The sequence below is a fragment of the Vibrio cholerae ATCC 14035 genome, from assembly GCF_000621645.1.
Lineage (GTDB): Bacteria > Pseudomonadota > Gammaproteobacteria > Enterobacterales > Vibrionaceae > Vibrio > Vibrio cholerae.
This window is the reverse complement of record NZ_JHXR01000055.1, coordinates 1-3,072: the sequence shown is the minus strand read 5'-3', so window position 1 is coordinate 3,072 and position 3,072 is coordinate 1. Positions and strand designations below refer to the sequence as shown.

3 protein-coding genes and 1 pseudogene are annotated in these 3,072 nt (G+C 38.6%); all 4 read right to left on the bottom strand.

The features are described from left to right. Positions 1 to 107, bottom strand: a pseudogene (locus T411_RS1000000120895) (LD-carboxypeptidase); the annotation flags it as partial. 153 nt (positions 108 to 260) lie between these two features. Next, the gene (locus T411_RS0115540; protein WP_001900268.1) at positions 261 to 743 is read right to left on the bottom strand and encodes a hypothetical protein; all 483 of its coding nucleotides are present in this window, start codon (positions 741 to 743) and stop codon (positions 261 to 263) included. Positions 744 to 783: 40 nt separating this feature from the next. Next, positions 784 to 1,806 (bottom strand): hypothetical protein, encoded by a 1,023-nt coding sequence (locus T411_RS0115535; RefSeq protein ID WP_000954291.1) that lies wholly within the window; start codon positions 1,804 to 1,806, stop codon positions 784 to 786. A 217-nt stretch (positions 1,807 to 2,023) separates the two neighbouring features. Then, positions 2,024 to 2,959, bottom strand: coding sequence for a restriction endonuclease (locus T411_RS0115530; RefSeq protein ID WP_000051985.1), 936 nt, complete (start codon positions 2,957 to 2,959; stop codon positions 2,024 to 2,026). Between the last annotated feature and the right edge of the window lie 113 nt (positions 2,960 to 3,072).

The window sequence follows — 3,072 nt, the reverse complement described above, 5'->3', positions numbered from 1 at the left end:
TAAGCTTTTGCTCTTTGAAATCGATTTGGAGCAAAGGCTGTAGCCGGTGAAGATGGTGAGAAAAAACCAATTTCGTCTCCAATACTTAAAGCTTTGGCATATAACACTTACCGCTTTCCTCCATGATTTGAATAAGCAAAATAACGCCCGCCTAAGGGGCTGACAACGCATTACCACTAAACTCAAACACAACAACAGTAACCACAGCGGTTCAATGGGACTGAAAACGCCACGCGTTGGCAGTCCCTTTGAGGCGTTTGTTATGGCGCTGGTTCTTCATCAGGTTCAACGTCATTGTCTCTAACTATCCTGTCTGTAAGAAAGTGTAGAGCAAGCAATGTTGTAAAAATAATATTGCTAACCAATGAAAAATAGATAAAAACCGCTACCAACTTTACCTGTGTAAAATAGCTGCCGAAAGTTTCTTTCCAGACTTTCATGGTCAACTCAAGAACACCACTACCAAAATAAACAGCGATACTCATAAATGCCAGATAGCCGAACATATAGCAAAGGTACTGTCTTCGAGTAACACCTTTACCTTGTAAAGTTGGAGCTTTACCTCTCATGTTCTCATCCATTCCTGGACGTTGAAAAGTTGCAACAGCAGCTAACGATGCAACAAAAAAACCAATCAGAACTTGCAACAAACCATTCACCAACTGCACTAAACCACTTTTTCCTACAAAAGCGATTTCTACAGAAGTACGAGAAAGCAAAAACAAAAATAATGCAGCCACCATTAGTGGCAGATATATATCTATAAATAGTTTTTGCTCATGCTTAATTTTGAGGTAATAAAGTGGTTTCAGTAACTTCTTTATTGTTGCTTTCAGCATATGCCACCCCACACTCTTTGCATATTAATGCCTTGATTTTATTGACCAATTGATAATGCAAACTGTCCTGACACTGATGTATTTGGCTTTCAGTATAAACTTTACCTCGTTTGCAAAATACTCCAGTTGCTCGTTTGATAGCTTCTTCTTCCAAAGAGTTAAACTTACCTGTTCTAGTGCCTCGATATTCATCATCATATTGTACTTTCAGAGTCGAGTAGCCTTTGCTTTTAGCTTTTCTAGAAAGTCGATAAAGGAGCTGTTCGGCTGCCTCTTCTTTCAAACTAGCACCTATTGCATAACTAACTTGAGTCTCTTTAGTAATCAGATCGTCTTCGTCGAAGTCATCTTCATTTGTCTTGTGTATCAACGTCACACCTGTTAAGCGACGAGTTTTCAAGCCTTCGGATAAACTCTCTGAAGCTAGATTATTAAAACTAAAACTTGGGCGACATGGCTTACTTTTGCTTTCAGTGCTTGATTTGTATGTCCATTTAGGCCGGTTAATAGTCTTGTTAAACAAGCTAGTAAGAGCTCGTTCAATTAGAGATTTGGTTATACCTGGTACGACTTCCAACAACGCTAAATGAATTGGTGCTCTCTGACCTTTGAAATGATTCAAGTCTACTACTAGGTGCGCTGAAACTGCGATACCCTCACCTTTTGTTTTTCCCGCAATCCGAACGGATCCTGACGTCATATTCTTAAATGCTGGATCCGTAAGGTTAGTGTCGGTGTAATGAAAAAGGATAACTGCTATTTCATTCAATTCATCAACATCGACTGAGTGAACATGTAGCGATGCGGTTTTATTTTTTGTTAAAAATACAGCTGTTTTTTCTTCCGCCGCCTTCTTTAAATGAGGAATGATATGTTCGTTTAAACTAAAACGGACATTTACATTAGTTGGGATTGACTTAAGTTCCAATTCGAGATAATCAATATTTCGCTCATAGTATGACAGCATAAGTAACCTTTTAATAAGTAAAACTATTTTGGCATCAAATATACAACAAAGACACTAAGCAAAAAAGCGCATAGCAAACAACAATTCGTTATAAAGCGCCATAACGCCCAGTTAAGGGGTGAAGCACGCAATACCGATGTTACAGCATTGCACTTCAACACCGAAACCAATGCATACCAAAAATGCCAAGCGTGCTGAATCCCTCTTGAACTGTTTGTTATACAAAATTCTCCAATTGCCCACCAAGCCCATCAAAATCACTCACCATAACGCGAGCTCTATTTGGGTCTCTAGCGTTTAAACGTTCAACAAGTTGCTTCGCATCTTCAGTTAATGGGGAGTTTGTAACCAACAATATTGGAAGGTTAAGCGAGGCTGATACTGAGTGGAGCATATGAATCTGATTAGAATTAACACGTTGGTTTCTGTAATCTTTGATTGCCACACCTAGCTTAGCAACACCGTTATTTTTAACGATAAAGTCTATGCCAATATCTCGCTCTGTTTCTTGTTCTATGTTTTTACGACCGAAGTAAGCCATTAACACCTTATGAACTTTGCTTTCAAAAGCAATAGTACGCTTGATGACTTGTTGATATTTCTCTTTAGCATCGTTAATTTCAAGCTCAATTTCTTCTTTACGTTGACGCTTGGCAACGAAAGTTAAGCTAGAGAAGCCAAGGGCAGCAGCCAAGCTACCAAATATACCTGCGGCAATACTCAATAGACTAGAAGCTTTAGATTTTGCTGGCTCAACTGGTTCTACAGATTGTTTTATAGAGTTTCTAATCTCATCTACTTTATCAACCAATGACTTTCGCGCGTCTAGTGGGATAAAACGATTAGATAAAAAAGCGTCTTGAACCTGTATCAGCAGCTCCTGCTTGGTAAAAGGATAAACAATATTGTTTTTTACCTCTTTCCCAGATATCAATGTCTCAATATTGTGCTCGTTAACCTCATGGTTGTTATAAACGAGCTCTTGAATAGTACTTACAAGTTCATTGTGTACACTCTCAATACGCTTAAATTTTAGTTCTTCCGAATATTGAGGAACATACCAAATAGAAAAGTAGATAGTTAAGATGATACCCAATAATGAAAACAGGTGAGACAAGTTACTTTTCAGCCAACCCCAAAAACCTAAACTCAAGTTTTTCTCCTTTTTGTATAACGCCGCATTAAGGTGTGAGCAACGCTAACACGAGACTCAACCATGCCACCATAAACACAAAACCCAACGATTAGCACTGAAAATGCCAAGCG

Excerpts from the sequence above, each read along its gene's own strand:
- T411_RS0115540 (WP_001900268.1), bottom strand. The coding sequence starts at position 743 with ATGGTGGCTGCATTATTTTTGTTTTTGCTTTCTCGTACTTCTGTAGAA.
- T411_RS0115535 (WP_000954291.1), bottom strand. The coding sequence starts at position 1,806 with ATGCTGTCATACTATGAGCGAAATATTGATTATCTCGAATTGGAACTT.